At 68.0% G+C, this 21,629-nt stretch carries 20 protein-coding genes; 7 read left to right on the forward strand and 13 right to left on the reverse strand.

Annotated elements, in window-relative coordinates; translation table 11 throughout:
• Positions 1 to 8: 8 nt before the first annotated feature.
• Positions 9 to 335, reverse strand: a complete 327-nt coding sequence (locus JI739_RS20725) for a hypothetical protein (protein ID WP_201685906.1) — start codon at positions 333 to 335, stop codon at positions 9 to 11.
• A 135-nt stretch (positions 336 to 470) separates the two neighbouring features.
• Between JI739_RS20725 and htpG the strand changes: the two genes are divergently transcribed.
• Both htpG and JI739_RS20735 read left to right on the forward strand, forming a co-directional pair.
• Complete coding sequence (htpG, locus tag JI739_RS20730) at positions 471 to 2,393, forward strand: molecular chaperone HtpG (protein ID WP_201685907.1); 1,923 nt, start codon at positions 471 to 473, stop codon at positions 2,391 to 2,393.
• A gap of 70 nt (positions 2,394 to 2,463) precedes the next feature.
• Complete coding sequence (locus JI739_RS20735) at positions 2,464 to 2,862, forward strand: hypothetical protein (protein WP_201685908.1); 399 nt, start codon at positions 2,464 to 2,466, stop codon at positions 2,860 to 2,862.
• A 10-nt stretch (positions 2,863 to 2,872) separates the two neighbouring features.
• Here the strand turns inward: JI739_RS20735 and JI739_RS20740 are convergent, their stop codons facing one another.
• The 4 genes from JI739_RS20740 to JI739_RS20755 all read right to left on the reverse strand — a co-directional run bounded on the left by JI739_RS20740 (position 2,873) and on the right by JI739_RS20755 (position 6,263).
• Positions 2,873 to 3,886 carry a serine/threonine protein kinase gene (locus JI739_RS20740; protein ID WP_201685909.1) on the reverse strand — a complete coding sequence of 338 codons (1,014 nt, stop codon included), beginning with the start codon at positions 3,884 to 3,886 and terminating at the stop codon, positions 2,873 to 2,875.
• Positions 3,887 to 3,923: 37 nt separating this feature from the next.
• A complete protein-coding gene (locus tag JI739_RS20745; protein ID WP_201685910.1) occupies positions 3,924 to 4,340 on the reverse strand; it encodes an organic hydroperoxide resistance protein in 417 nt (138 codons plus the stop codon).
• 91 nt (positions 4,341 to 4,431) lie between these two features.
• Complete coding sequence (locus JI739_RS20750; RefSeq protein ID WP_201685911.1) at positions 4,432 to 5,235, reverse strand: ABC transporter permease; 804 nt, start codon at positions 5,233 to 5,235, stop codon at positions 4,432 to 4,434.
• A gap of 98 nt (positions 5,236 to 5,333) precedes the next feature.
• Positions 5,334 to 6,263, reverse strand: a complete 930-nt coding sequence (locus JI739_RS20755; protein ID WP_201685912.1) for an ATP-binding cassette domain-containing protein — start codon at positions 6,261 to 6,263, stop codon at positions 5,334 to 5,336.
• Positions 6,264 to 6,349: 86 nt separating this feature from the next.
• Here JI739_RS20755 and asd point away from each other — a divergent pair, with 86 nt between their 5' ends.
• The gene (asd, locus tag JI739_RS20760; RefSeq protein ID WP_201685913.1) at positions 6,350 to 7,198 is read left to right on the forward strand and encodes an archaetidylserine decarboxylase; all 849 of its coding nucleotides are present in this window, start codon (positions 6,350 to 6,352) and stop codon (positions 7,196 to 7,198) included.
• Positions 7,199 to 7,204: 6 nt separating this feature from the next.
• On the opposite strand, the gene JI739_RS20765 is transcribed toward asd, so the two are convergent.
• Positions 7,205 to 8,704 (reverse strand): AMP nucleosidase, encoded by a 1,500-nt coding sequence (locus JI739_RS20765; protein ID WP_201685914.1) that lies wholly within the window; start codon positions 8,702 to 8,704, stop codon positions 7,205 to 7,207.
• A gap of 229 nt (positions 8,705 to 8,933) precedes the next feature.
• Here JI739_RS20765 and JI739_RS20770 point away from each other — a divergent pair, with 229 nt between their 5' ends.
• The 4 genes from JI739_RS20770 to JI739_RS20785 all read left to right on the forward strand — a co-directional run bounded on the left by JI739_RS20770 (position 8,934) and on the right by JI739_RS20785 (position 11,760).
• On the forward strand, positions 8,934 to 9,149 hold the full coding sequence (locus tag JI739_RS20770) for a hypothetical protein (RefSeq protein ID WP_201685915.1): 216 nt from the start codon (positions 8,934 to 8,936) through the stop codon (positions 9,147 to 9,149).
• 148 nt (positions 9,150 to 9,297) lie between these two features.
• The gene (locus JI739_RS20775) at positions 9,298 to 10,101 is read left to right on the forward strand and encodes an MlaE family ABC transporter permease (protein ID WP_201685952.1); all 804 of its coding nucleotides are present in this window, start codon (positions 9,298 to 9,300) and stop codon (positions 10,099 to 10,101) included.
• 4 nt (positions 10,102 to 10,105) lie between these two features.
• Positions 10,106 to 11,083, forward strand: coding sequence for an MlaD family protein (locus JI739_RS20780; protein WP_201685916.1), 978 nt, complete (start codon positions 10,106 to 10,108; stop codon positions 11,081 to 11,083).
• Complete coding sequence (locus tag JI739_RS20785) at positions 11,080 to 11,760, forward strand: hypothetical protein (protein ID WP_201685917.1); 681 nt, start codon at positions 11,080 to 11,082, stop codon at positions 11,758 to 11,760. The genes JI739_RS20780 and JI739_RS20785 overlap by 4 nt, the downstream gene beginning before the upstream one ends.
• Here JI739_RS20785 and JI739_RS20790 read toward each other — a convergent pair.
• The 7 genes from JI739_RS20790 to JI739_RS20820 all read right to left on the reverse strand — a co-directional run bounded on the left by JI739_RS20790 (position 11,735) and on the right by JI739_RS20820 (position 21,628).
• A complete protein-coding gene (locus tag JI739_RS20790) occupies positions 11,735 to 12,349 on the reverse strand; it encodes an alpha-ketoglutarate-dependent dioxygenase AlkB (RefSeq protein ID WP_201685918.1) in 615 nt (204 codons plus the stop codon). The genes JI739_RS20785 and JI739_RS20790 overlap by 26 nt on opposite strands.
• Positions 12,350 to 12,471: 122 nt before the next feature.
• The gene (locus tag JI739_RS20795; RefSeq protein WP_201685919.1) at positions 12,472 to 13,071 is read right to left on the reverse strand and encodes a histone H1-like DNA-binding protein; all 600 of its coding nucleotides are present in this window, start codon (positions 13,069 to 13,071) and stop codon (positions 12,472 to 12,474) included.
• Between the two features lie 265 nt (positions 13,072 to 13,336).
• Positions 13,337 to 14,560, reverse strand: a complete 1,224-nt coding sequence (locus tag JI739_RS20800) for a ribonucleotide-diphosphate reductase subunit beta (RefSeq protein ID WP_201685920.1) — start codon at positions 14,558 to 14,560, stop codon at positions 13,337 to 13,339.
• A gap of 221 nt (positions 14,561 to 14,781) precedes the next feature.
• Positions 14,782 to 17,685, reverse strand: coding sequence for a ribonucleoside-diphosphate reductase subunit alpha (locus tag JI739_RS20805; RefSeq protein ID WP_201685921.1), 2,904 nt, complete (start codon positions 17,683 to 17,685; stop codon positions 14,782 to 14,784).
• A gap of 223 nt (positions 17,686 to 17,908) precedes the next feature.
• On the reverse strand, positions 17,909 to 18,496 hold the full coding sequence (gene ampD / locus JI739_RS20810; RefSeq protein ID WP_201685922.1) for a 1,6-anhydro-N-acetylmuramyl-L-alanine amidase AmpD: 588 nt from the start codon (positions 18,494 to 18,496) through the stop codon (positions 17,909 to 17,911).
• Positions 18,480 to 19,904 carry a sigma-54-dependent transcriptional regulator gene (locus JI739_RS20815; RefSeq protein WP_201685923.1) on the reverse strand — a complete coding sequence of 475 codons (1,425 nt, stop codon included), beginning with the start codon at positions 19,902 to 19,904 and terminating at the stop codon, positions 18,480 to 18,482. The genes ampD and JI739_RS20815 overlap by 17 nt, the downstream gene beginning before the upstream one ends.
• Positions 19,904 to 21,628: a sensor histidine kinase gene (locus JI739_RS20820; protein ID WP_201685924.1), complete on the reverse strand. Its 1,725-nt coding sequence runs from the start codon at positions 21,626 to 21,628 to the stop codon at positions 19,904 to 19,906. Before JI739_RS20820 ends, JI739_RS20815 begins: the two co-directional genes overlap by 1 nt.
• Position 21,629 lies beyond the last annotated feature (1 nt).

A 21,629-nucleotide genomic window follows, 5' to 3' on the forward strand; every position in this document is an offset into this window, starting at 1 on the left:
GCGGAGTTTCAGCTCGGCCCGCACCACAGATCGCCCGCATCGAACAGCACCTCGGATTGAACAGGCACGGTCAGCTCGAACCGGCAACGGAGTCCGCCATCCTCCGATTGCCCGGCGTGCCGGCCCGGCGGCACGCCTTCCAGGTACAGCTCGCCGTGCAGGCCGGTCTCCGCTTGCAGCTCCCGTCCGCTGATCCGCAGCCGAACCCGGGCCCGCGGCATCGCCTGCCCGGACCCCATCAGCCGTGCGGCCAGGGCCCGCACGGGACGGGCTTCGAAGTCGACCACCACGCCTGATCGTTCCGCCAGCGACACGCGCCGCTGCAGCCGGCCCACCGTGTAGCAGGATCAGGTGCGACAGGCGGGCCGCGACCCGTGCCGCAGGCCAGTCGCTGCGCGGCCGTCAGGGAACTTGAAACTTCACCGACCGCCCCACAATTGCCAGCGGTTTCCCGCTACAGACGCCAAGAAATGAGCCAAAAACAGACCATGAACTTCCAGGCCGAGGTGGCCCAGCTGCTTCACCTCGTGACCCACTCGCTTTACTCGAACAAGGAAATCTTCCTGCGCGAGCTGGTTTCCAACGCGTCCGACGCCTGCGACAAGCTGCGCTTCGAGGCGCTGGAGAACGGGGCGTTGTACGAAGACCGGCCCAACCTCGAGGTGCGGGTGGGCTTCGACAAGGATGCGCGCACGTTGACGATTACCGACAACGGCATCGGCATGTCGCGCCAGGAGGCCATCGACCACCTGGGCACCATCGCCAAGAGCGGCACGCGCGACTTCCTCGACAAGCTGTCGGGCGAGCAGAAGTCGTCGGCCACCGAGCAGGGACAGCTGATCGGCCAATTCGGCGTGGGCTTCTATTCGGGCTTCATCGTGGCCGACCGCATCACGGTCGAGTCGCGTCGCGCCGGTCTTGCGCCGGAGCAGGGCGTGCGCTGGATCAGCGACGGCACCGGCAACTTCGAGGTCGAGGACATCACCCGCGCCGAGCGCGGAACCAGCGTCATCCTGCACCTGCGCGAAGACGCGGCCGACTATCTCTCGACCTGGAAGCTCAAGTCCATCATCGCCAAGTACTCCGACCACATCTCGCTGCCCATCCTGATGCGCAAGGAAGAGTGGAAGGAGGGCGAGGACAACCAGGGCGGCGAGATGGTGCTCACCGACGAGTGGGAAACCGTCAACAAGGCCAGCGCGCTCTGGAGCCGGCCCAAGAAGGACGTCACCACCGAGCAGTACCAGGAGTTCTACAAGCAGATCAGCCACGACTGGGAGCCGCCCCTGGCCTGGTCGCACAACCGCGTCGAAGGCGCCAGCGAGTACACCCAGCTGCTCTACATCCCCTCCCACGCGCCGGTCGATTTGTGGAATCGCGAGAAGCGCGGTGGCGTCAAGCTGTACGTCAAGCGCGTCTTCATCATGGACGACGCCGAGGCCCTGATGCCGGTCTACCTGCGCTTCGTCAAGGGCGTCATCGACTCGGCCGACCTGCCGCTGAACGTGAGCCGCGAGCTGCTGCAGGAAAGCCGCGACGTGCGCACCATCCGCGAAGGTTCCACCAAGCGCGTGCTGTCCATGCTGGAAGAACTGGCCCGCCTCGAGAAGGACGAAGCGGCCTCGGACGACGAGCGCGCCAAGTACGCCAGGTTCTGGACCGAATTCGGCGCGGTGCTCAAGGAAGGCCTGGGCGAGGACACCGCCAACCGCGACCGCCTGGCCAAGCTGCTGCGCTTCGCGTCCTCGCAATCCGACCTGCCCACCGTCTCGCTGGCCGACTACAAGGCACGCATGAAGGAAGGCCAGGAGGCCATCTACTACATCACCGCCGACACGCTGGCCGCGGCCCGCAACAGCCCGCAGCTCGAGGTGTTCCGCACCAAGGGTATCGAGGTGCTGCTGATGACCGACCGGGTGGACGAGTGGGCCTTGAACTTCCTCACCGAGTTCGACGGCACGCCGATGCAGTCGGTGGCCAAGGGCGCGTTCGATGCCTCCAAGCTGCAGGACGAGTCCGAGAAGAAGGCGGCCGAGGAAGCGGCCGAGTCGTTCAAGCCGGTGCTGGAGAAGCTCAAGCTGGCGCTGAAGGATCGGGCCGAGGACGTGCGCGTGACCAGCCGCCTGGTCGATTCACCGGCCTGCCTGGTGGCGCACGATGGTGGCATGAGCCTGCAGCTGGCGCGCATGCTCCGGCAGGCGGGCCAGAAGCTGCCCGACACGAAACCGGTGCTCGAAGTGAACCCGGCGCATCCGCTGGTGAAAAAGCTCGACGGATCGGTGCACTTCGACGACTTGGCGCACATCCTGTTCGACCAGGCGCTGCTGGCCGAGGGCGGCCTGCCGGAAGACCCGGCGGCCTACGTCAAGCGGGTGAACGCGTTGCTGGTGTGAGGGCCGCGACGCACCGCATCTCGATTCGCGGTCCCGTCCCACAGCGGGCCGCCGCTAGCATGTGCGGGTGATGTTGCGCTGCGCCACGCTTGTTCGAGCCCGGCCCGTTGCCCGCGTGATCGGCGCGGGTGCCGTGCTGGCGTTGCTGCTGGGTTGTGCCTCCGGCGGCGTCGGCTTCGGGGTGGGGGTGCCGGTCGGCCCCGTCTCCCTCGGCGTGGGGCTGGGTTCTGGAGGGGTGTCCGCCGGCGTGGGCACCGGCGCCGGGCCATTCGGCGTGGGCGTGGGCGTCGATTCGGGAGGACGCGTGGTCGGCGGTGCCGGGGTCGGCGGTTCGGTGCCGATCGGCGGCGGTCCCGCGCGCGCCGGTGTCGGCATCGGCGCCGGCACCGTGCTGCACGAGCCGCAGCCGCGCGCGGCGCAGCCCGTTGTCGAGCCTGCGGTGGTCGCGCCTTCGCCGCCGCGTCGTTAGCGCCTGGCGATCAGGCCACCATCGGGGCTTCCTGCATCGCCTCGAGCTGGTCTTCCAGCATCTGCACCTGACCCTGCCAATAGTCGCTGCTGCCGAACCACGGGAAGGCGGCCGGAAACGCGGGGTCGTCCCATCGGCGCGCCAGCCAGGCGCTGTAGTGGATCAGCCGCAGGGTCCGCAGCGGTTCGATGAGGGCCAGTTCGCGCCGGTCGAATTCGCGCATCTGCTCATAGCCGTCGAGCACCGCGCCCAGTTGTTGCTGCCGCTGCCTGCGCTCGCCGGACAGCAGCATCCAGAGGTCCTGGACCGCCGGCGCGGTGCGGGCGTCGTCCAGGTCGACGAAGTGCGGGCCTGCATCGGGCGTCCAGAGGATGTTGCCGGGGTGGCAGTCGCCGTGCACCCGCAGCTGGGCGATGCCGGTGCCCGGGGCGCCTGCGAGCGCCGGTGCCAGCTCGGCGATGGCCTGCAGCGCCTCGTCGCAGCGCTGTTGCCAGCGGCCTTGCACGTCCAGCGGAACGGCGTCGTGCGACAGCAGCCAGTCGCGCGAGGCGGTGCCGAACCCCTGCAGGTCGAGCGCCGGTCGATCCGAGAAAGGTCGGGTCGCGCCGACGACGTGGATGCGCGCCAGGAAGCGGCCGATCCATTCGAGCACCTCCAGGTCCTCCAGCTCCGGTTGCCGGCCGCCGCGGCGCGGGCTGACGCTGAAGGCAAATCCAGCGTGCTGGTGGCGCATGCGTCCCGCCAGCACCAGCGGCGCGACCACGGGCACCTCGGCAGCCGCCAGTTCGGCGGCGAACGCGTGCTCTTCGTCGATGGCGGCGTCGCTCCAGCGGCCGGGCCGGTAGAACTTGGCGACCACCTGCGCATGGCCTTGCCAGGACTCTTCCAACGGCAGCTGGTAGACCCGGTTTTCGTACGAGCTCAACGCGGTGATGCGGCCGTCGCCGTGCAGGCCGATGGCGGCCAGCGCATCGAGCACCACGTCGGGCGTGAGCTCGTCATAAGGATGGGTGGATGGCGACATGCCCGCATTCTCAGGGCGCCAACCCCCGCCGCCTGAATCAGGCCGGCGTGATGGTCACGTCGACATTGCCGCGGGTGGCGTTGGAGTAGGGGCAGACCTGGTGCGCAGCGTCCAGCAGCTTCTGCGCCGCGTCGCGGTCCACGCCCGGCAGGCTCACCCGCATGCGCACCGCGATGCCGTAGGCATTGGGGATGGTGCCGAGGTCGACTTCGGCGTCGATGGCCGTATCGGCCGGCAGGGTGACGCCAACCTTCGGCGCCACGGCTTTCATGGCACCGAGGAAGCACGCCGAGTAGCCGGCCGCGAAGAGTTGCTCGGGGTTGGTGCCGGCACCGGAACCGCTGGGCGGGGACAGGCGCACGTCGAGCTTGCCGTCGTCCGTGCGCGAGGCGCCGTCGCGGCCGCCGGTGGTGTGGGCCTTGGCGGTGTAGAGGACTTTTTCGAGCTGGGTCATGGGAAGGCTGGTCTTTGGGTTGCAGGAAAGGATCCGGTCGACGATCGGGTCCAGGGGCGCAGTGTGGCCAAAAAACCGGAGGCCGGGTGGCTCAGCTGCGAAAGCGCCGGCGCGTGAGCACCAGCGCCGCGATGAAGCCGGCCACCGTGTAGGCCAGCAGCACCGACAGGTGCCGCACCGGGTGCTCGGGCCAGCGGTCCAGGAACATCGGCCGCACCAGCTCGACCGCGTTCGTCAAGGGCAGCCAGTCGGACGCCACCCGCAGGGGCCCGGGCAACTGATCGCGCGGAAAGAACACGCCCGACAGGAACATCATGGGCGTGAGGAACAGGGTGAAGTAGTAGGTGAAGAAGTCGTAGCCGCGCGCCAGGGCGTTGAAGATCAGCGCGATGCACGAGAAGGTGATGCCCGCGCCCATCAGCACCACCCAGGCCACCAGGAGCTTGGGGCTGTGGCTGATGCCCAGCGCCAGCATGACCAGCAGGATGGCCGAGACGGTGAAGATGGCCTTGTAGGCCGCCCACAGCATCTCGGCCATGACCACGTTGTCCAGCGAGATGGGCGCGTTCATGATGCCGTCCCAGGTGCGCTGCACGTGCATGCGCGAGAAGGCCGAGTACAGCGCCTCGAACGAGGCGGCGTTCATCGCGCTCATGCAGATCGAGCCGCTGGCCAGGAACACGATGTAGGGCACCGGCTGGCCCTCGAACTGCACCTGCCCCACCAAGGCCCCCATGCCGTAGCCGAAGGCCAGCAGCCACATCAGCGGCTCGGCGATGTTGCCCACCAGGCTGGGCAGGGCGAGCTTGCGCCAGACCAGCAGGTTGCGCAGGAACACCGGCCACCAGCGCAGGGACAGGTCGGGGAAGCGCCAGAGACCAAGGGGAAACATCATCGAACTCCGTGTCTGCTCGGGGGCCTCCGCGGAACCGGCGTGGCCGAGCCCCCTGGAGGGGGATTCAGGGGGCTCGGCCTCCGGCCGCTTCGGGGGGGTTATGCATCCTCACGAATCTGGCGGCCGGTCAGCTTGAGGAACAGGTCCTCCAGGTTGGCCGGACGGTGCAGGGTGCGCAGCCCCGGCTGGTCGGCCAGTGCCGCGAGCAGTCGGTGCGCATCCTGGGTGTAGAAGAAGAGGGTTTCGCCGCTGACCTCGACGCGTTGCGCCAAAGACTTCAGCGGCGAGTCGATCAGCCGCAGCGCGCCGTTGCCATAGGCCTCCACCACCTGGGGTTCGAGGTGCTGGGCGATGAGGTCGCGCGGCGCCCCCTCGGCGATTTTGCGGCCGTGGTCCAGCACCAGCAGGCGTGAACACAGCCGCTCGGCCTCGTCCATGAAATGGGTGGTCAGCAGGATCGACTTGCCTTGCTGCAGCAACAGTTGCAGGCGCTCCCACATCAGGTGCCGGGCTTGCGGGTCGAGCCCCGTGGTGGGCTCATCGAGCATCAGCAGGCGCGGGTCGTTGATGAGGGCCCGGGCCAGGCTGAGACGCCGGCGCATGCCGCCGGACAGCTCGACCGGGCGCGCGCTGGCCTTGTGCGAGAGCGCGGCGAATTCGAGCAGGCGCGGAATGCGCTCGCGGATGAGAGCCTCGGGCAGGCGGAAGTAGCGCCCGTAGACCAGCAGGTTTTCCGCGCAGCTGAAGTCCGGGTCCAGTGAATCGAACTGGCTCACCACGCCGAGTTGGCTCTTGATCGCCCGCGCATCGGCCGGCATCGACAGGCCCAGGGCGCTGATCGTTCCCTCGTCGGGCGCGGACAGGCCCAGGCACATGCGGATGGTGGTGGTCTTGCCGGCGCCGTTGGGGCCGATCACGCCCAGGCATTCACCGGGCTGGATCTGGAACGACAGTTCTCGCACCACGGTCGTCGTGCCATAGCGCTTGGTCAGTCGGTGCGCCTCGAAGAGCGGTGCCTGGGCTTGCATGAGCGGGCTATTGTGACGCGGGGGGCGCCCGGTCGCGGGTGCGCTCGCCGCCCCTGCCTCGCGGGCCCGAACGTAGAATCCGCCGCGTGTTCCCGCCCCTGTCGATCCAGCGCCAATACCTCCTGCCCAAGCGCCTGCTGACGCAGTTCGCCGGCACCGTGGCGGGTCTGCATGGCGGCGCCTTCACGCACGCCCTGATCCGCCGATTCGTCGCCACCTATGGCGTGAACATGGCCGAGGCCGCCGACCCGCGCATCGAAAGCTACGCCAGCTTCAACGAGTTCTTCACCCGGCCGCTGCGCGCGGGGGTGCGGCCGATCGCCGAGACCGACTTTGTCTGCCCGGTCGACGCGGCCATCAGCCAGTTCGGCCCGATCGAGCACGACCAGATCTTCCAGGCCAAGGGCCACAGCTATTCCACCACCGCGCTGCTCGCCGGTGACCACGAGCTGGCCGCTCGTTTCGACCACGGGCACTTCGCCACGCTGTACCTCGCGCCCAAGGACTACCACCGCATCCACATGCCCTGCGACGGCCGGCTCGTGAAGATGGCCTACGTGCCAGGCGACCTGTTCTCGGTCAATCCGGTCACCGCGCGCCACGTGCCAGGGCTGTTCGCGCGCAACGAGCGCGTGGTGTGCGTGTTCGACACAGCGCACGGTCCGTTCGTGAATGTGCTGGTCGGCGCCACCATCGTGGGCAGCATGGCCACCACCTGGCACGGCGTGGTCAACCCGCCGCGCACGCGCGAGGTGCGGGTCTGGCGCTACGACGATCAGCAGATCGTCCTGCGCAAGGGCCAGGAGATGGGCCGGTTCCTGCTCGGCTCCACGGTCGTGATGCTGTTCCCCCAGAACGTGATCACCTTCCAGCCCGACTGGGCAGCGAGCCGCCCCGTTCGCCTGGGAGAGCCCATGGGCACGGCCGCTCGCTGAACCGACCTACTGGAACGCCACTTCGTCGAAGCTGCGCAGCTTGCGACTGTGCAGCCGCTGCGAGCCGCCTTCGCGCAGCACCTCGATGGCACGCATCCCGATGCGCAGGTGCTGGTCGACCCGCTCGCGATAGAACTGGTTGGCCATGCCAGGCAGCTTGATCTCGCCGTGCAGCGGCTTGTCGCTCACGCACAGCAAGGTGCCGTAGGGCACGCGGAAGCGGAAGCCATTGGCCGCGATGGTGGCGCTTTCCATGTCCAGCGCGACGGCGCGGCTCTGGCTGAAGCGCCTCTGGGCGCGATTGCCCGCCAGCAGTTCCCAGTTGCGGTTGTCCGTGCTGGCCACGGTGCCGGTGCGCATGATCCGCTTGAGGTCCGCGCCCTTGGCGCCGGTCACGTCCGCCACCGCACGCTCGAGTGCCACCTGGATTTCGGCCAGGGCGGGGATCGGCACCCACAGCGGCAGGTCCTCGTCGAGCACGTGGTCCTCGCGCACATACGCGTGGGCCAGCACGTAGTCGCCGAGTTGCTGGCTGGTGCGAAGGCCCGCGCAGTGGCCCAGCATCATCCAGGCGTGCGGACGCAGCACCGCGATGTGGTCGGTGATGGTCTTGGCATTCGCCGGTCCCACGCCGATGTTGACCATGGTGATGCCGCCATGCCCCGGACGCAGCAGGTGGTAGGCCGGCATCTGCGGCAGCCGCGGCGGCGCCACGCCGGGCAGGGCGGGACCGGTCGTGTCGGGCGGCAGGCCGGCCCGCGTGGTCACCATGTTGCCGGGTTCGACGAAGGCGGTGTATTCGCCCTGCGGGTCCTGCATGGCTTCATGGCCCAGGCGGACGAACTCGTCGATGTAGAACTGGTAGTTGGTGAACAGCACGAAGTTCTGGAACCACTCGGGCGCGGTGCCGGTGTAGTGGCGCAGCCGGTGCAGCGAATAGTCGACGCGCGCCGCGGTGAAGAGGGACAGCGGCCGCGCATCGTCCGGTCCGGGCTCCCAGGTGCCGTTGGCGATGCCGTCGTCCATGGCTTCCAGGTCGGGCAGGTCGAACAGCTCTCGCATCAGGCTGCGGCGCTCGGGCGGCATGGTGCCCTCGATGTAGTCGTTCTCCGCGAACGAGAAGTGCACCGGGATCGGCTGGTTGCTGGTGCCCACCTCCAGTTCGACCCCATGGTTTTGCTGCAGCAATCGGAACTGCTCGAGGTAGTAGCTGGCGTACAGGTCGGGCCGGGTGAGCGTGGTCTCGTAGCAGCCCACGCCATCGACGAAGCCATAGGACAGCCCCAGGTTCTCAAGCACCTGCTGGCGCACGGTGCTTTCCACGTGGACCCGCACGTAGGGATAGCAGGCGCGCACGCGCCCCGGCCATGACTCGCCGGCGATGAAGCGGTGGACGGCATCGCGCAGGTGAGCGATCTGCGCCGAATACACCTCGCGCACCTGGGTCAGGGCAGCCTCGGGATCGCGGTGGCGGGAGGGGGCGACAGGGGGTGGCGTGTGCGGCATGGACCTATTTTGCCCACTCGCGCGCAGTGCGAAATTGGCCTCTCACATGCTGGGGGTGCGTCCTACACGGCGTTACGAATGAGCCTGACGTTACAAACAAGCAGGCATCGGCGACATTCTTTCCACGGTTTTGCAGGCAACTGCAGTCGTGCAGGTCACAACTCAAACGAACTTCAAGGAGTCCCCAAGAATGGAAAACGCTCTCACGGCCAACAATCCCTTTGCCCTGATGACCGATCCCGCCGGTGTGCGGCAGGTGATCGAAAAATCGGAGCAATTGAGCAAACTGAGCCAGCGTCAGTGCCATCCGCTGGACCGGGCCGTGATCCGCAGCGCCAGTGCCGAATTGGCCGCCTTCGATTCGAAGATCGACCGCACCACCATCTACCTGCCGCCCGAAGAAGACAAGCAGATCACCCGCCCTTACCGGCACGCGGTGAACTGATTTCGCGTCGGCGAGGCCGTCCGTCCGTCCACCATTCCAAGAACCGCCGCGACGACCTCGCGGCGGTTTTGTTTTGGGCCGCTCGCGTGTCTGGCGAAGCGCCCCGCACCGAGGCCGCCGGGCCATGGCTCGCCGCTATCATGCGGCGATGCTGAGCGCCGATACCTGGGTCCGCCTCGCCGGTCGAGCCGGACGTGCGCCATTCGGCTGGGTCGCCGGTTGGGGGCGCCTCGTCTGGCTGGGGGCGGTGCTGATCGTGCTGGCCCTGTCGCCTTCGAGCTGGCGGCCGCGGGCGCGCAGCGCGCTCGCCCACCATGTCTATACCGACACCGCCCCTGTCCTGCCCGGCTTCACCGCCTTGAGCGCGCTGCTCACGCTGGTGATCACGCGCATCGTCGTGGTCACCGCCCAGAGCTACGGGCTGTCGCAGTACGCGCTCGAGATGGTGGTGCGCGTGCTGGTGCTGGAACTGATCCCGCTGGGCGCCGCGCTGGTGGTGGCGCTGCGCTGCACCATCCCGAACGGCGCAGCCATGGCCACCATGCGGCAGGCGGGCCACTTCGACCGCCTGCGCGCGCACGGGGTCGAGCCCCTGACGCAGGAAGCCGTGCCCCGGCTGGTGGCGGGCGTGTTCTCCACCATCACGCTGGCTGCGTTGAGCAGCTTCGTGGGAACGGTGCTGGCTTACCTCGCGGTGTATGGGCTGACCGAAGCCGGGCTGCCCGCGTACAGCCGCATGTTCGGCCGGGTGTTCGACGGCACGGTGTCGCTGATCTTCGTGCTCAAGACGCTGGCGTTCAGCCTCGCGGTCTCCGTCATTCCGATCGCCTCGGGCCTGCGTGACAAGGAAGTGAAGGGCTCGCGCGAGAGTGCGGCGCTCCAGGGACTGGTGCGGATGTTCGCCGTGTTGCTGGTGCTCGAGGCGGTGTCGCTGGTCGGCAATTACTACTGAATCCATGGCTTCCCCCGACGACCCCATCGCCCCCGTCGCCGAACCGTCGAACCCGGGCGTGCGGCACCTGGCGATGAAGGCGCGCCTGCTGCTGCTGTTCACGGTGCTGCTGATCGCGGCGTCGACGGCCTATGTGCTGTATGCGCGCGGCGCATTCGAGGCCACGCAGACCCTGGTGCTGACCACCGACGACTCCGAGGGAGTGGTCGCCGGCATGGACATGACCTTCTCCGGCTTTCCGATCGGCCGTGTCCGGCGCGTGGAGCTGGGGCCGAACGCCGAGGTCCGCATCATCATCGACGTGGCCGAGAAGGATGCCCACTGGCTGCGCACCAGCAGCGTGTTCACCCTGGTGCGTGGCCTGGTCGGGGGGACCGCCATCAAGGCCTACACCGGCATGTTGACCGATCCGCCCCTGCCGGATGGTGCCGTTCGCCCGGTCCTGCGGGGCGATGCGACGGCTGAATTGCCACGGGTGCTCTCGAGCGCGCGCGAGGTCGTCGAGAACCTGGCGGCGCTGACGCGACCCGATGCCGAACTGCCCGGGCTGCTGGCCAATGTGCGCGGGACCACCGAGCGCCTGAACCGTCAGGGCGCGCTGCGCGTGTTGTTCGGCAACGAGGCCGAGGCGCGCCAGGTGGTGCAGGCACTGGAACGCACCAATGCCCTGCTGTCGCGCGTGGACCAGCTCGCCGGCAAGGCCGATGCGCAGGTGTTCGGCGACTCGGGCCTGGTGAGCGAGTTGCGCGGCACCGTCGGGCAATTGCAGGGCCTGCTGGTCGATACCCGCGCCAGCCTGCGCAAGGTCGACGCGGTCTTGGGCGAGGTGCAGGGCATCGCCGGCAACGTGCGCGGCGCCACCGGCGACCTGGACCAGCTGCGCGGCGAGGTCGAGGCCAACCTGCGCAAGATCGACGGCCTGGTCAACGACATCAATCGCCGCTGGCCCTTCGCCCGCGACCGGGAGGTGAAGTTGCCATGACGGCCCGTGCCACGAGCGCCCGGCCGCGGCGCCTGCCGGCGGTGCTGCTGGCTGTCCTGGTCGCCAGCTGCGCAAGCGGCAAACCACCCACGGCCGCCTGGCAGATGGACGCGTCGAGCGCGCTGGAGCGTTTCCGGCAGGCCTACCTCACGGGCGCCGACCGATGGGCCGCGGCCGAGTTCCGACAGGCGCGGGAGGCGTTGGCGTCGACCGGCGATGCCACGCAGGTGGCGCGTGCCGAGCTGACCCGCTGTGCACTGCAAGTCGCCGCCTTGCAGTTCGATCCGTGCGCCGGGTTCGAGCCCTTGCGCGCGGATGCCGGTGCGCCCGAGCAGGCCTACGCAACCTACCTGACCGGCGCACCGCTGGGGCCGCAGGCCGGTTTGCTGCCGCCGCAGCATCGTGCCGCGGCCAGCTCGGCCACGCCGGCGATTCAAGACATCCAGGATCCGCTGGCGCGCCTTGTCGCGGCCGGTGTTGCGGTGCGTGGCGGCCGCGCCGGCCCCGAGGTGGTCCGGGCTGCGGTGGACACGGCTTCCGAACGGGGCTGGCGCCGGCCTTTGCTCGCCTGGCTCGGCTTACAGGCCCGACAGGCCGATCTCGCCGGCGACGAGCAGCTGGCGCAGCAGGTGCGCCGGCGCATCGACCTGGTCAGCGGGAGCGCGAAGCCGCGCTAGTGCCCTGCCGCCGTGTGCGGAAGGTGATCGAGTAGCGCAGCTCGGGCGTGGGCATGATCCGGTGCTGCCAGGCCCAGCGTCCCGGTCCGTGCAGCAGGTAGATTGAGCGCGGGGCCAGGCGCAGGCGCAGGTCGGGCGATGGCCTGCCGCCGGCGGGCGGCGGGTATAGCCGCAGGCGCATCGTGGCGGTGCCGAGCAACGAGACGCCGACGATGTCTTCGAATTCGGGCACGTCGCGGTGCCAGCCGAGCGGAGTGCCCGGCGAATACTCGGCCACCAGCGCATCGGCGAATTCGACCGGCGCATGCTGCGCCCATCGGGCGATCCGGTCGCGCAAGGGCAGCAGCCATTCAGGGATGGGCTCGCGCGTGCGCAGCCGGCCGTCGGTGAAATCGTAGGCGCTGCCGAACGAGGCCACGCGGCGCTGTGCCTGCCAGCCCTTGTAATCCATCGCCTGCAGCGGCAAGCGGGACAGGTGCTCCAGCAGCTCTTGCTCGTCGGCAGCGCTCAGGAAAGCGCTCTGGTAACGCATGCCCTCGGGCAGGGGCGTCTCTTCGCCGCCGAAGAGATCGAGTTCCAGGTCCTGCATGCCCGCAGTGTGGCCACTTTCGCCGGCTCGCGGGTATCAGGCGATTTCGCACCTTCCATGAAAAACGCCGCGGTGCACCGCGGCGTTGATGGGACGGGACGCAAAGCGCCCCGCTCCGGTTCTCAGGGCTTGCTGGCCGTCGGGAAGGGCCAGGCGGCCTGCGGGTTCAGCGTCGTCTGCGCAGCAGGCGCAGATGGTGCCGGGCTCGCAGCGGGTGCAGCGGCCGCAGGGGCAGCGGGTGCTTTCGCAGCTTTCTTGGCAGCAGGCTTCTTGGCTGCCTTCTTCGCTGCGGGCTTGGCCGCGGTGGTCTTCTTGGCCGCCGTCGCCTTCTTCGCCGCCGTCGCCTTCTTGGCCGGTGCAGCTTTCTTCGCGGTCGCGGCCTTCTTCGCGGGGGCCTTCTTCGCCGCCGTGGTCTTCTTGGCTGCGGTGGCCTTCTTCGCCGGAGCGGCCTTCTTGGCCGGGGCCGCCTTCTTGGCCGTCATCTTCTTCGCCGGCGCAGCCTTTTTGGCCGGTGCGGCCTTCTTGGCCGGTGCCGTCTTCTTGGCGGTCACTTTCTTGGCGGTTGCGGCCTTCTTGGCCGGCGCAGCCTTCTTCGCGGTTGCAGCCTTCTTCGCCGGTGCGGCCTTCTTGGCTGCGGTGGCCTTCTTCGCCGGTGCTTTCTTGGCGGCCGTCGTCTTCTTGGCCGCGGCCTTCTTGGCGGCCGGTTTCTTTGCAGTTGCCATTTACATTCTCCTGTTCAAGTTGATCAACATCAACGAAAGAAGCGCTTCATGTCCCCCCGGGGAGACGTCGAAGCGATTCATGCGGATGGGCCCGGGCCCATCCGCATGAACACCATGTCCCGCACCGACAGCCGGCTTCTCTGGCCGGCTTTGCAAGGCAGTGACGGACCGGCTGCACGTGGGCGGCAGCTCGGATCGGTCGGTCACGTTCTCAATCGTCGTTGCGGGCGAAACTCACCTCATCTTCTAAAAATCGCAGTTGCCTTCAATCCCAGGAAAGAGCGCCACCCGACTGGTATTCAATGACGCGGGTTTCAAAGAAGTTGCGCTCTTTCTTCAGGTCGATCATTTCACTCATCCAGGGGAAGGGGTTCTCTTCGTTCGGGAAGAGGGCTTCCAGTCCGATCTGCGTGGCGCGCCGGTTGGCGATATAGCGCAGGTAGCCCTTGAACATGGATGCATTGAGGCCCAGCACGCCACGTGGCATGGTGTCCTCGGCATAGCGGTATTCGAGCTCGACCGCCTTCAGGAACAGGGCCTTGATCTCGGCCTTGAATTCGGCGGTCCAGAGGTGAGGGTTCTCAAGCTTCAGCTGGTTGATCAGGTCGATGCCGAAATTGCAGTGCATCGACTCGTCACGCAGGATGTACTGGTACTGCTCGGCGGCACCCGTCATCTTGTTCTGCCGGCCGAGCGCCAGGATCTGGGTGAAGCCGACATAGAAGAACAGGCCTTCCATCAGGCAGGCGAAGACGATCAGGCTCTTGAGCAGGGTCTGGTCGGTCTCGGGCGTGCCGGTGTGGAAGTTGGGATCCATGATCGCGTCGATGAACGGGATCAGGAACTGGTCCTTGTCGCGGATGGACTGAACCTCGTGATACGCGTTGAAGATCTCGCTCTCGTCCAGGCCCAGCGACTCGACGATGTACTGGTACGCGTGGGTGTGGATGGCTTCCTCGAAAGCCTGGCGCAGCAGGAACTGGCGGCACTCGGGCGCGGTGATGTGCCGGTAGGTGCCCAGCACGATGTTGTTGGCGGCCAGCGAATCGGCGGTGACGAAGAAGCCCAGGTTGCGCTTGATGATGCGGCGCTCGTCCTCGGTCAGCCCGTTGGGGTCTTTCCAGGTCGCGATGTCGCGCGTCATGTTCACTTCCTGCGGCATCCAGTGATTGGCGCAGGTGGCGAGGTACTTCTCCCAAGCCCACTTGTACTTGAACGGCACGAGCTGGTTGACGTCGGTCTGGCCGTTGATGATCCGCTTGTCGGCGGCGACCACGCGACGCGTGCTCTGCGACTGCGCCGAGACTGCCGCAGCGGTGGCGATGGGCGCGATCGCGGCCTGTGAAGGCTGCGTGAACGGCGTCGGCTGGATGGCCGGTGCCAGCTGCATGTCGCCAAAAGAAAGAGCCGCCTCGCGGCTGCCGTTTTGCAGGCTGCCAAGGCGGCTGGCTGGCGGTGTGGGCTTGACGTCGTCGTCCCAGGTCAACATATGTTTTCCAATGCTCTCATTATGAGAGCAGCGATGTGAAACTTCCAACACGGTGTTCGCATCGCTGCTCGATTGTGTTGCTCAATTGCGTCGAGGATCTGTCGGAGAACTCCGACAACTCGACGATCCGAATCGAAACACGCGCGCGATCTCGCATCGGATTGATCGCAAGGCAGGTGGCCCGGCTTGCATCGCGCGAGATCGGCGCCGTGATGCCTCGATTACTGGCAGGCCTCGCAGCCCGGGTCGTCGATTGCGCAGAACTTGATGTCGGTGGCCGGAGTGGCGTCCATCTGGGCGCGTGCGGCTGCCGCCGCGGCATCGAGTGCGCTCATGGCCGCGGCTTGCGGCTCACCCGAGGACACCGCGTTCAGGCGGCCCGAGGTCACGGTGGACTTCTCGGTATGCGTCGCGCTGATGGTGCGCAGGTAATAGGTGGTCTTCAGGCCGCGCAGCCAGGCCAGCTTGTAGGTGTCATCGAGCTTCTTGCCCGAGACGCCGGCCATGTAGATGTTCAGCGACTGCGCCTGGTCGATCCACTTCTGGCGGCGCGCGGCGGCCTCCACCAGGTAGCTCGGCTCGATTTCGAAGGCGGTGGCGTACAGCGCCTTCACCTCCTGCGGCACCCGGTCGATCGGCCGCAGCGAGCCGTCGAAATGCTTGAGGTCCATGACCATCACGTCATCCCACAGGCCCAGCCGCTTGAGGTCGCGAACCAGGTAGTGGTTGATCACGGTGAACTCGCCCGACAGGTTGGACTTGACCGACAGGTTGCCGAAGCACGGCTCGATCGATGCGTCCACGCCGACGATGTTGGAGATGGTGGCCGTGGGCGCGATGGCGATGCAATTGGAGTTGCGCATGCCGTCCTGGGCGATCTTGCGGCGCAGCGCATCCCAATCCAGCGAGGCCGAGCGGTCCACCTCGACGTAGCCGCCGCGTGCCTGGGCGAGCAGGTCCAGCGTGTCGGGCGGCAGCACACCCTTGTCCCACAGCGATCCCCGGTAGCTGGAGTAGCGGCCGCGCTCGCGCGCGAGTTCGGTCGAGGCCCAGTAGGCGTGGTAGCAGACGGCTTCCATGGAGCGGTCGGCGAACTCGATGGCCTCGGCCGATGCATACGGGATGCGCAGTTCGTACAGCGCGTCCTGGAAGGCCATGATGCCCAGCCCGACCGGCCGGTGGCGCAGGTTGGAGTCGCGCGCCTTCTTGACCGCGTAGTAGTTGATGTCGATCACGTTGTCGAGCATGCGCATGGCCGTGCCGATGGTGCGCTTGAGCTTGTCGTGGTCGATGGCGCCGTCCTTCAGGTGCTGGCGCAGGTTGATCGAGCCCAGGTTGCAGACGGCGGTTTCGGTGTCGCTGGTGTTGAGCGTGATTTCGGTGCACAGGTTGGACGAGTGCACGACTCCCACGTGCTGCTGGGGCGAGCGCACGTTGCAGGCATCCTTGAAGGTGATCCAGGGATGGCCGGTCTCGAACAGCATCGTGAGCATCTTGCGCCACAGGTCCGCGGCCGGGACGGTCTTGCTGGGCCGGATCTCGCCGCGACGGGCCTTGTCCTCGTAGGCCACGTAGGCCTTCTCGAACTCGGCGCCGAAGAGGTCGTGCAGGTCCGGGACGGACGAGGGCGAGAACAGGGTCCACTCGCCCTTCTCGATCACGCGTCGCATGAACAGGTCGGGGATCCAGTTGGCCGTGTTCATGTCGTGGGTGCGCCGGCGGTCGTCGCCCGTGTTCTTGCGCAGCTCCAGGAACTCCTCGATGTCCAGGTGCCAGGTCTCGAGGTAGGTGCAGACGGCGCCCTTGCGCTTGCCACCCTGGTTGACGGCGACCGCCGTGTCGTTGACCACCTTCAGGAAGGGCACCACGCCCTGCGACTCGCCGTTGGTGCCCTTGATGTGGCTGCCCAGCGCGCGCACCCGCGTCCAGTCATTGCCCAGCCCGCCGGCGAACTTGGACAGCAGGGCGTTTTCCTTGATCGATTCGTAGATGCCGTCGAGGTCGTCCGGCACCGTGGTCAGGTAGCAGGACGACAGCTGCGAGCGCAGCGTGCCGCTGTTGAACAGGGTCGGCGTGGACGACATGAAGTCGAAGCTCGACAGCACTTCGTAGAACTCGATCGCGCGCGCTTCGCGGTCGATCTCGTTGAGCGCCAAGCCCATGGCCACCCGCATGAAGAAGGCCTGCGGCAGCTCGATGCGGCTCTTGCGCACGTGCAGGAAATAGCGGTCGTACAGCGTTTGCAGGCCCAGGTAGTCGAACTGCTGGTCCCGCTCGGCCTTCAGCGCGGCACCCAGGCGCTTGAGGTCGTACTGCAGCAGCTCGGGGTTGAGCAGCTCGTTGTCCACGCCTTTCTTGATGAAGGTGGGAAAGTAGTCGGCGTAGCTGGCGGCCATTTCGGCCGGCGTGATGTCACGGGCGAGCACCTCCTTGAAGATGGTGTGCAGCAGCAGCCGCGCGGTGACGTAGGTGTAGTCGGGATCCTTCTCGATCAGCGTGCGGGCGGCGAGGATGGAGGCCTTGTAGACCTCGTCGATGGGCACGCCGTCGTACAGGTTGCGCAGCGTCTCGGCCACGATGGGTTCGGGCTTGACGTCGGCGCCGAGGTTGGCGCAGGCCGCATGAATCAGCTCTTTCAGCTGGTTCACGTCGAGCGGGATGCGCTCGCCGCCGTCGGTCACGTGCAGCTGCGGCTGGGCCGGCTGCAGCGGCTCGCCCTGGCGGGCCCGCTCCTGGGAGCGGCGTTCGCGATACAGCACGTAGGCACGCGCGATCTCGTGATGGCCGCCGCGCATGAGGCCGAGTTCGACCTGGTCCTGCACGTCCTCGATGTGGAAGGTGCCACCGCCCGGACGCGAGCGCATCAGCGCGCGCACCACGGCCTGGGTCAGGCTTTCCACCGTCTCGCGCACGCTGGCCGAGGCCGCGCCCTGGGTGCCATGCACGGCCAGGAAGGCCTTCATCATGGCAATGGCGATCTTGTTCGGCTCGAAGGGCACCACCGCGCCGTTGCGGCGGATGATCTGGTAGTGGGTCAGGGGATGGCCGGTGCCGGCGGACGCGCTCGGCTGGGCGGCGGACGTGGCGGGCTGGTAGGCGGCGGGGGTGTTCAGGACAGTCTGCATGTTTCCTCTTCTTGGTGACTTCTCACTCACTGCGGGAACCTGGTGAGGGGAGATTGCGGCCGTTCAAGCCGGGGCTCGCCACAGGTGCGGAGCCACTATATCTAGTGCCTATGGATGTGGCAAGACACTAGCAGTGGTGTTTCCGCGATGACGACAAATTACTATCTTGCGCGCTTGGAGAGGCTGTGCCAGGGGCAGGGTCTGGCAAAAAGCGGGGGGATTTTCAGGCCGCGAAGAAGCTGGCCGGCCAGGCCAGGGACTGCCGCAGTCGCGGCCAGTCGAAGCCCGGCCCCGGGTCGCATTTGCGCCCGGGTGCGACGTGCTCGTGGCCGGCCACGTAGCGGATCGGATAGCGCTGGGCCAAGGCGGGCAGGAGGGCTTGCAGGGCTTCGTACTGCGCATCCTCGAACACGTCGCCTTCCAGGCCTTCCAGCTCGATGCCGATCGAATCGTCGTTGCAGTTCGACCGCCCCCGCCAGGCCGAGGCGCCGGCGTGCCAGGCCCGCTGGTCGCAGTCGACGAACTGCCACAGCTCGCCGGTGCGGCGCACGTAGAAGTGGGCCGATACCTGCAGGCCGCGGATGCCCTGGTAGTACGGATGCGCGTCCCAATCGAGCGTGTTGCAGAACAACTGCTGAACGGCATCGGTGCCGTACTGGCCCGGGGGCAGGCTGATGGAATGCAGCAGGACCAAATCCACCTGGGCACCGTCGGGGCGGCAGCCGAAATTGGGCGAGTCGAGGCGGCGGGCGAAGCCGTACCAGCCGCCGCGCCAGAGGGCGGCGGCCCGGGGGTCAGCCGCGTGACTCATGCGGCTGCTCTCCTGGGAGCGTAATCGCCAGCCGGTCGATGCGGTAGCGGATCTGGCGCAGCGTCATGCCCAGCCGCTGCGCGGCGGCGGTGCGGTTATAGCCGCACTCGGCCAGGGTCCGCGCCAGGATCTCGCGTTCGCGATCGTCCAGCCAGGCTTGCAGGTCGTCGGGGATGAACAGCGGTTGCGACGCCAGCGGGGCATCGCTCGACGGTGTCGAGGCATCGCCGGGGGCGAAGTCCACCTGCAGCGCATCGCCGTCGTTCAAGGCGACGGCGCGGTGCAGCAGGTTCTCGAGTTCGCGCACGTTGCCCGGCAGCGGCAGCAACTGCAGCTGTTGCACCACCTCGGCGGAGAGGTGCGGTGCTGGCATGCCGTTTTCCTGGGCGATGCGCGCCAGCAGGGCCTCGCACAGTTGGGGCAGGTCTTCGCGCCGATCGCGCAGCGGCGGCACCGGGATCTCGATGACGTTGAGCCGGTAGAAAAGGTCCTGCCGGAATCGGTTGGCCTGCACCTCGGCCACCAGGTCCTTGTGGGTCGCGCTGACGATGCGCACGTCGACCGGGTCCTCCTGGATCGATCCGATCGGGCGCACCCGCCGCTCCTGGATGGCGCGCAGCAGCTTGGACTGCATGGCCAGCGGCAGGTCGCCGATCTCGTCGAGGAACAGCGTGCCGCCCTGGGCCGCCTGGAAGTAGCCTTCGCGGTCGTGCGTGGAACCGGTGTAGGAGCCTTTGCGGGCGCCGAAGAACTCGGCCTCCAGCAGCGCCTCCGGAATCGCCCCGCAGTTCACGGCGACGAAAGGCCCCGCGGCCCGGTGGCTGCAGTCGTGGATCGCGCGGGCGACCAGTTCCTTGCCGGTGCCGGACTCGCCGCGCACCAGCACCGGCGCCATGCTGCGCGCGACCTTGGTGATGCGTTCCTTCACCTGCTGGATGGGGCGCGAGTCGCCCACCAGCTTCTGCAGCGCCGTGGCCGGCGCTTCGGGGGCGAGCACCAGTCGCGGCGAGTTCCTCGGCGGGCGGCTGCCCGCGTCCTGGACCGCCGAGGCGACCACCGCCCGGAACTGCTTCAGGTCGACCGGCTTGGTGAGGTAGTCGAAGGCGCCCGCCTTCAAGGCATCGACCGCGTTCTCGGCCGATCCGTAGGCGGTCATCACGACGACGCGTTCCGCGCGTTGCTGGGCGGCCAGCGCGTGCAGCAACTCCAGCCCCAGCCCGTCGGGCAGGCGCATGTCGGAGATCACCACGTCGAACCGGTGCGCCGCCAGCAGCTGGCGCGCCTGCCCCAGGTCGGCGGCCGAGTCGATGCGGTAGCCCTCGCGCAGCAGGGTCAGCTCGTAAAGCGTGCGCAGGTCCGGCTCGTCATCGACGACGAGGATCCGGGGGGAGGCGGGCGCGGCGGACATCAGGCGCGGATTCTGGCAGCGGACGGCTCGCCGTCCGCAGGGCTGGTGCCTACGAGGTTGAGATGGATCAGGAAATTGTTGCCCTCGCGTGGCGCGCCGAGTGGTGCGGGCGTACGCCCGTATCCGATGCGGGCGCCATGCCGCTCGCACAGCTGGCGGCAGATGTACAGGCCCAAGCCGCTGGAGCGGCTTTCGGAGGAGAAGAAGGGTTCGAACAGGTGCTGCTGCACCGTGGATTCGAGCGGTGGTCCATCGCTCCAGACCGCCACGTTGAGCTGGTCCCCCGAGACCGACGTGGCCACCTGGATGGAGTCGGGCTGCGTGCCGGCGTAGCGCGCGGCGTTGTCCAGCAGGTTCACCAGGACCCGTCGCAAATGGTCGGGTTCGAAGGCGCACAGCGCGCCGGGCGCCTGCAGGCTGGTTCGCAGGCGGTCGGCGTTGGCGCTCTGGCGCGCCCAGTCCGGACAGATGCCGGCCAGCGCGAGGTCCAGTGGCAAGGCCGCGGCGCGCGGGGTCAGCGGATGCTTGACCCGCGCCACGTCGAGCACGTCGTCGACGATCTGGGCGAGCCGCTGCACGTTCTGCTGCACCAGCGCGCTGAGCTGGCGCTGCGTGGGATCGGTGAGCTCCTCGTCGAGCAGGGCATTGGCCTGCCCGATGGCGGTGAGCGGGTTGCGGATCTCGTGCGCCACGGCCGCCGACATGCGGCCCATGGCCGCGAGCTTTTCGGTGCGCAACCGGGCCTCGAGCTCGCGCAGGTCCTCCAGGAAGATCACGCACAGCTGGGCGCCATCGCCGTCGTCGCCGTCGGCGCCGGCTTCGGCGGTGTCGCCGGCCACGCGCGTGCGGACCATCACCGGGCGCTGGGGTTCGTCGGCGGTGCCGATGGTGACCTCGGCCATCAGGTGCGCCCGTCCTTCGATGGTGCGCCGCGCCAGCTCGAGCAGCGTGAGCCAGCCGCTGCGTTCCGACAGCCGAAAGCCGGCGGTGCCGCTCTCGTGTCCCAGCAGGGCCGCGGCCGTGGGGTTGCACGCGCGCACCAGCCCGTGCTCGTCCACCACCAGGATGCCCGCGGCGAGGGTCTCGATCACCAGTTCGTTCACATGGGCCTGCAGCCGGGCGGCGTCGCGGCTGCGGCGCGCGGATTCTTCCTCGCGTTCGAGGCGGCCCGCCAGGTGCTGGGCGAGCAGGGCCAGCGCGAAATACCCCAGCCCGGTAAGGCCGGCCTGCAGGTAGGTGGGCGTCATCTCGAAGGACAGCACCAGCGTTCGCGCCGACGCTTCGGCCAGCAGCAGCAGCGTCACCCCCGCGGCGGTGCCCAGGGCCAGCCGGCTGGATCCGAGCACCGAGGCCATGAGCACCGGCAGGGCCAGCAGCGGCCCATAGCTGGCGCCGCCCGCCTGCAGCAGGTCGAGCGCGGCGATGACCGCGAGATCGACCCCGATGATGAAGACCCAGCGCGGCCCCACCTGCCGGCGCGCCGGCTGCGGCATCAGCCGCGCGGCCACGGTGGCCAGCAGGTACAGCACGCAGATGCCCAGCACCCAGCGCGAATCCGGGTGCAGTGGTTGCTGCCCCCCCATCAGCATCCCGAGCAGCAGGAGCAGGACTGCAGCCACCACCACCCGGGCGGTGGCGAAGCCGCGCCAGAGCCGCGCGAACGCCGGGTCCTGGGGGACGTGGGGCAGCGCGTCCCAGGGGGCTACCGAAACCGGCCCGGCCATC

Origin of the sequence: Ramlibacter aurantiacus, assembly GCF_016722895.1 — a bacterium.
Taxonomy (GTDB): Bacteria; Pseudomonadota; Gammaproteobacteria; order Burkholderiales; family Burkholderiaceae_C; genus Ramlibacter; species Ramlibacter aurantiacus.

Bases quoted from the DNA above. Each gene is read 5' to 3' on its own strand.
- htpG (WP_201685907.1), top strand. From the start codon at position 471: ATGAGCCAAAAACAGACCATGAACTTCCAGGCCGAGGTGGCCCAGCTG.
- JI739_RS20735 (WP_201685908.1), top strand. From the start codon at position 2,464: ATGTTGCGCTGCGCCACGCTTGTTCGAGCCCGGCCCGTTGCCCGCGTG.
- JI739_RS20740 (WP_201685909.1), bottom strand. From the start codon at position 3,886: ATGTCGCCATCCACCCATCCTTATGACGAGCTCACGCCCGACGTGGTG.
- JI739_RS20745 (WP_201685910.1), bottom strand. From the start codon at position 4,340: ATGACCCAGCTCGAAAAAGTCCTCTACACCGCCAAGGCCCACACCACC.
- JI739_RS20750 (WP_201685911.1), bottom strand. From the start codon at position 5,235: ATGATGTTTCCCCTTGGTCTCTGGCGCTTCCCCGACCTGTCCCTGCGC.
- JI739_RS20755 (WP_201685912.1), bottom strand. From the start codon at position 6,263: ATGCAAGCCCAGGCACCGCTCTTCGAGGCGCACCGACTGACCAAGCGC.
- JI739_RS20765 (WP_201685914.1), bottom strand. From the start codon at position 8,704: ATGCCGCACACGCCACCCCCTGTCGCCCCCTCCCGCCACCGCGATCCC.
- JI739_RS20770 (WP_201685915.1), top strand. From the start codon at position 8,934: ATGACCGATCCCGCCGGTGTGCGGCAGGTGATCGAAAAATCGGAGCAA.
- JI739_RS20775 (WP_201685952.1), top strand. From the start codon at position 9,298: ATGCTGAGCGCCGATACCTGGGTCCGCCTCGCCGGTCGAGCCGGACGT.
- JI739_RS20780 (WP_201685916.1), top strand. From the start codon at position 10,106: ATGGCTTCCCCCGACGACCCCATCGCCCCCGTCGCCGAACCGTCGAAC.
- JI739_RS20785 (WP_201685917.1), top strand. From the start codon at position 11,080: ATGACGGCCCGTGCCACGAGCGCCCGGCCGCGGCGCCTGCCGGCGGTG.
- JI739_RS20790 (WP_201685918.1), bottom strand. From the start codon at position 12,349: ATGCAGGACCTGGAACTCGATCTCTTCGGCGGCGAAGAGACGCCCCTG.
- JI739_RS20795 (WP_201685919.1), bottom strand. From the start codon at position 13,071: ATGGCAACTGCAAAGAAACCGGCCGCCAAGAAGGCCGCGGCCAAGAAG.
- JI739_RS20800 (WP_201685920.1), bottom strand. From the start codon at position 14,560: ATGTTGACCTGGGACGACGACGTCAAGCCCACACCGCCAGCCAGCCGC.
- JI739_RS20805 (WP_201685921.1), bottom strand. From the start codon at position 17,685: ATGCAGACTGTCCTGAACACCCCCGCCGCCTACCAGCCCGCCACGTCC.
- ampD (WP_201685922.1), bottom strand. From the start codon at position 18,496: ATGAGTCACGCGGCTGACCCCCGGGCCGCCGCCCTCTGGCGCGGCGGC.
- JI739_RS20815 (WP_201685923.1), bottom strand. From the start codon at position 19,904: ATGTCCGCCGCGCCCGCCTCCCCCCGGATCCTCGTCGTCGATGACGAG.
- JI739_RS20820 (WP_201685924.1), bottom strand. From the start codon at position 21,628: ATGGCCGGGCCGGTTTCGGTAGCCCCCTGGGACGCGCTGCCCCACGTC.